Genomic DNA, 4,720 nt, shown 5'->3' with positions numbered 1-4,720 from the left:
CAACGCTGACAAGGGCTACGGCTTCATCGAGGTCGAGGGCCAGGACGATGTCTTCGTTCATTGGTCCAAGATCGCGTCAGACGGATACAAGACCCTCGAGGACGGCCAGAAGGTCGAGTTCGAAGTGGTCGACGGACCCAAGGGTCGCGAGGCCCACGAGGTCATCGGACAGTAAGTCCGTGAAAGAGCCCGGTCCGGGGGGACCGGGCTTTTTCATGCCCTGACGCACCCGGGACACATGTGACACTTGCGATGTCACATAGACGCTGACATACTCTCGGTATGTTCATCTTCGCGACCGAACCAGTCACCGCGCCCGCAGGTGGGGCCGAGCTCAGCCAGGTCATCGGCCTCTCGATCGCCGCCGGCCTCGTCACCAGCGTGCTGCTGGTCATCGCCTGGGCCCACCGCACACACCGCATCGAGTGGTTCCAACGGCTCGGCGAGCGACTCGGCGCGCGTACCGGGGAGCCGGGCTGGGCGTCGATCCCGACGCTGTTCGTCGCGAGCTCGTTGATCATCGCGTTGCTGGGCTTCATGTGGGACGTCAGCCTGCATGCCGGGCGGGGCCGCGACGCCGGACCGCTGGCCAACCCCGCGCACTACCTGATCCTCTACGGGCTCTTCGCCCTGTTCATCGCCGGGATGTCCGCGGTCGTCTACGCGCGTGACGGCGAGAAGCCGGGCATCGCCTCGGTCCGCATCACCCGCACGTGGTACGCCCCGGTCAGCGGCATCTTCATCGCCGCCTGCGGCCTCTATGCCCTGATCGGCTTCCCGCTGGACGATGTCTGGCACCGGCTGTTCGGCCAGGACGTCACGCTGTGGGGCCCGACGCACCTGATGCTGATCGGCGGTGCGGGCCTCTCCACGGCCGGCATCATCCTGCTGCACCGCGAGGCCGACTTCGCGATCCGCCAGAACGGCAAGGAGATGCCGGCCTGGATCAAGACCGCCACGCTGTCGATCGGGTTCGGGGCGCTGCTGATCGGCCTCTCGGTCTTCCAGGCCGAGTTCGACTTCGGCATCGCACAGTTCCGCATGGTGTTCGCTCCGCTCATGATCGTCGCGGCCGCCGGCATCACGCTCGTCGCGGCCCGGCTGTACGTCGGCCCGGGAGCGGCGATCGTCGCCGCGGTGTTCTTCCTGCTGATGCGCGGCATCATCTCGTTCATCGTCACCGACTTCTTCGGTGAGGCGCACCACGTGTTCCCGCTCTACCTCGGCAGCGCCGTTCTGATCGAGCTGCTGGCGCTGACGCAGCTGCGCAACAAGCCGCTGTGGTTCGGTGCGCTCGGCGGCCTCCTGATCGGCACGGTCGGCCTCGTCATCGAGAAGCTCTGGAACGACCGCGTCTTCCAGTTCCCGTGGACCCAGGACATGTGGCTCGAGGGGTTGCTCATGGCCGTGCCCGTCGCGATCGGATCGGGCCTGTGCGGTGCGCTGTTCGCGCTCGGCCTGCAGGGCCGGCTGCCGGCCAAGAAGGTCAGCCGGACGATCGTCACCGCATCGGTGCTGGTCATCGCGGCGGCGGTCGCCAACGGGTTGCACGCCACGGTGCCCAAGGACGCCTCGGCCGACTTCGCGCTGACCCAGGCCGGCACGGCGGACAAGCCCGAGGTCACGGCCAAGGTCACCCTCGAGCCGGCCGGTCTGGTCGACGACCACCCGACGTGGGTGCAGATCACCGCGTGGCAGGGCGGGGGAGCGGGTGTCGTGACGGATCGCCTCCGGCGTACGGGCGACAACACGTGGGAGTCGACCAAGCCCGTGCCGGTCGGCGGCAACTGGAAGACGCTGCTGCGCGTGCAGGACGGTCGTACGCTCGCAGCCGTGCCGATCTTCATGCCGGCCGACGCACCTCTCGACGTCAAGGAGGTCCCGGCCTCGGCATCGTTCACCCGCGAGTTCGTGCCGGAGATCGACATCCTCCAGCGGGAGCGCAAGGGTGACACGTCGCCGGTGCTCTGGGGCGCGGCCAACATGGTGGTCCTGCTCTGCAGCCTCGCGATCATCATCGGGATCTCGGTCTCGGTCGCCCGGGTGGCTCGCCGCATCGAGGAGCACGAAGCCGCCTCGCCGGGAGACCGTACGCCTACCCTGACGCCATGACCGCCGGCGGAGACCAGCTCCTGGCGCACCACGCCGCGCTGCTGGCGATCCCGGCGATCATCCCGGCCGTCGTGGTCGTCGGGGTGATCCTCTACCTCGCACGCAAGGACCGGCGCGAGGAGCGCGAGGAGCGCGAGATCATCGAGCGGGCCTTCGAGCCCGATGACAACAGCAAGGAGACCGAGTGAGGATCGCTGCAGCGCTGCTGGCGGGTGCCCTCGTGCTGGCCGGCTGCGGTGCCTCCGGAGAAGCCGCCGACGAGACCGACGGAGGGCCGAAGGCGACCGGCACGCAGGTCGACATCGTGATCAAGGACGGCAAGGCCACGCCGCAGGGCAAGCGGGTCGAGGTCACGGCGGGCACGCCGGTGACCCTGAGGATCACGTCGGACGCCGACGAAGAGATCCACGTGCACTCCGAGCCGGAGCACGAGTTCGAGGTCGGACCGGGCCACGTGCTCGATGAGACATTCACGATCGACACCCCCGGTCAGGTTGCCGTCGAGGCGCATCACCTCGGCGTCACGATCGTGCAGCTCGTCGTCGAGCCGTGATCGCGGCCGGGCTGCAGGCACACGGCGTCGGCGGGCCGACCGACCTGCCGATCCCGTTCCTGTACGCCATGGTCGGTGCCTCGTGGGCGCTGACGATCTCGTTCGCCGTCCTGGCGCTCGCGTGGAAGGAGCCGAAGTTCACGGACGAGCCGGAGCCGGCGGAGCCACCCCGTCGCCCGTGGCTCGCCGTGATCGGCCTGCTGCTGACCGCCTGGGTGCTGGTCGCGCTGTACGCCGGGCCCTCCGACGCCGGCAACGGCGGGATCGGGGCGATCTACATCTTCGTGTGGGTCGGCCTCGTGCCGTTGGCTCTCGTCGCCGGCCACGTGTGGCGTGACCTCTCGCCCTGGCGGACGATCCAGTCCCTCCTCGGGCCGGGCCTCTGGGCGTACCCGCGCCGGCTCGGCTACTGGCCGGCAGTCGCGGGCCTGCTCGCCTTCGTGTGGCTCGAGCTCGCCTCGCCGGACCCCGGCTCGGTCCACGCCGTACGCGTCTGGGTCGCGGTCTACGCTGCCATCACGATCGCCGGCGGCATCGCGTTCGGTCCGCGCTGGTACGACCGCGCGGACCCGTTCGACGTCTACAGCGCGATCATCGCGAAGCTCTCGCCGTTCGTCCGCGACGGCCGCTGGGCCGTGCACAACCCGCTGCGGACGCTGCCGTCAGTTCCGGTCGACGCCGGACTCGTCGCGGTGCTGGCGACGCTGCTGGGCTCGACGGCGTACGACAGCTTCTCGGCGTCGTCGTTCTGGCAGGGCAAGACCCTGGCGGTGTGGCAGCACTCGCTGACCCTGCTCGGGTTCTGTGCCGTCGTCGCGGTGCTGTTCATCGTGGCGGCCCGGTCGACCGGGGGAGTCAGCGCTGGTGAGCGCAGGCGGCTGCCGGGACGGCTCGCGCACTCGCTCGTGCCGATCGTCGTCGGCTACATCCTCGCCCACTACCTGACGTACCTCCTGGAGAAGGGGCAGGCCGTCTTCCTGGCCCTGATCGACCCGCTGGGCCGGGGGTGGGAGCCATGGGGTGACCCCGCGACGTCGTACTTCCTGTCCGAGCACACCTCGACGCTCGCCGCGCTCAAGGTCACGTTCGTCGTCGCAGGTCACGTGCTCGCGGTCGTCGCCGCCCACGACAAGGCGCTGGCGCTGCTGCCGAAGGGGCACCGGCTCAGTGGCCAGGTCGCGATGCTGCTCCTGATGGTGGCCTACACGTTCACGGGACTGTTCCTGCTGTTCTCTGTCTGACCTGGTCGGTAGCGTCGAAGCATGGCGACGATCTACAACACCGCGACGACCCTCGACGGCTACCTCGCGACCACCGACAACTCGCTCTCCTGGCTGTTCGAGGTGGCCGGCGCCGACGACGCCGAGTCGTCGTTCGGCGACTTCCTCGCGGGCATCGGTGCGATGGCGATGGGCTCGACGACATACGAGTGGCTGCTCGAGCACGAGGCGCTGGTGGACAACCCGGCCAGGTGGCAGGAGTGGTACGCCGATCGGCCGACCTGGGTCTTCACGCACCGCGACCTGCCGGTCATCGCGGGCGCCAACATCACGTTCACCAGCGACGACGTCCGTGAGGTGCACGCCGCGATGACCGCCGCGGCCGGCGAGCGAGACATCTGGCTGATGGGTGGCGGTGACCTGGTCGGCCAGTTCGACGACGCCGGCCTGCTCGACCGCATCACCGCGACGATCGCCCCGGTCACGCTCGGGGCCGGCGCACCCTTCCTCCCACGCGACATCCGATCCAACCGGCTGACGCTCACGTCGATCCTCCAACGTGGCCAGTTCGCCGAGCTGACGTACGACGTGACCCCCAAAGACGCCACCTGATTGCGCGGCGTTGATTAGCACTCGTATGATGAGAGTGCTAACCGGATCAGACCGATGAGGTTGTGGGCCGCGGCGAGAAGGGTTCGCCGCAACGCCGCAACCGTCCGTCGCGGGCATCGCCTGGTCATCCACGTCGACAACCAAGTCGGAGAAACGTACACATGGCAAAAACCATTGCTTTCAACGAGGAAGCACGGCGCGGCCTCGAGCGCGGGATGAACCA

General features: G+C 68.7%; 6 protein-coding genes. All 6 read left to right on the top strand.

Going from position 1 to position 4,720, the window contains the following annotated elements:
- A partial coding sequence (locus V6M46_RS07470) for a cold shock domain-containing protein (RefSeq protein WP_332663400.1) occupies nt 1-175 on the top strand: 175 nt, incomplete at its 5' end.
- Between the two features lie 107 nt (nt 176-282).
- The gene (locus tag V6M46_RS07465) at nt 283-2,112 is read left to right on the top strand and encodes a hypothetical protein (protein WP_332663398.1); all 1,830 of its coding nucleotides are present in this window, start codon (nt 283-285) and stop codon (nt 2,110-2,112) included.
- Complete coding sequence (locus tag V6M46_RS07460; RefSeq protein ID WP_332663396.1) at nt 2,109-2,300, top strand: hypothetical protein; 192 nt, start codon at nt 2,109-2,111, stop codon at nt 2,298-2,300. The genes V6M46_RS07465 and V6M46_RS07460 overlap by 4 nt, the downstream gene beginning before the upstream one ends.
- Nucleotides 2,297-2,665 carry a hypothetical protein gene (locus V6M46_RS07455; RefSeq protein ID WP_332663395.1) on the top strand — a complete coding sequence of 123 codons (369 nt, stop codon included), beginning with the start codon at nt 2,297-2,299 and terminating at the stop codon, nt 2,663-2,665. The genes V6M46_RS07460 and V6M46_RS07455 overlap by 4 nt, the downstream gene beginning before the upstream one ends.
- Entirely contained in the window at nt 2,662-3,906 is a 1,245-nt protein-coding gene (locus V6M46_RS07450; RefSeq protein ID WP_332663393.1) for a hypothetical protein, read from the top strand. Before V6M46_RS07455 ends, V6M46_RS07450 begins: the two co-directional genes overlap by 4 nt.
- Before the next feature lie 21 nt (nt 3,907-3,927).
- Complete coding sequence (locus V6M46_RS07445) at nt 3,928-4,497, top strand: dihydrofolate reductase family protein (protein WP_332663391.1); 570 nt, start codon at nt 3,928-3,930, stop codon at nt 4,495-4,497.
- Nucleotides 4,498-4,720: the final 223 nt, after the last annotated feature.

Source organism: Aeromicrobium sp. (assembly GCF_036676885.1).
In the GTDB taxonomy this organism is placed as follows: domain Bacteria; phylum Actinomycetota; class Actinomycetes; order Propionibacteriales; family Nocardioidaceae; genus Aeromicrobium.
This window is presented reverse-complemented; position numbering and strand designations above follow the sequence as displayed.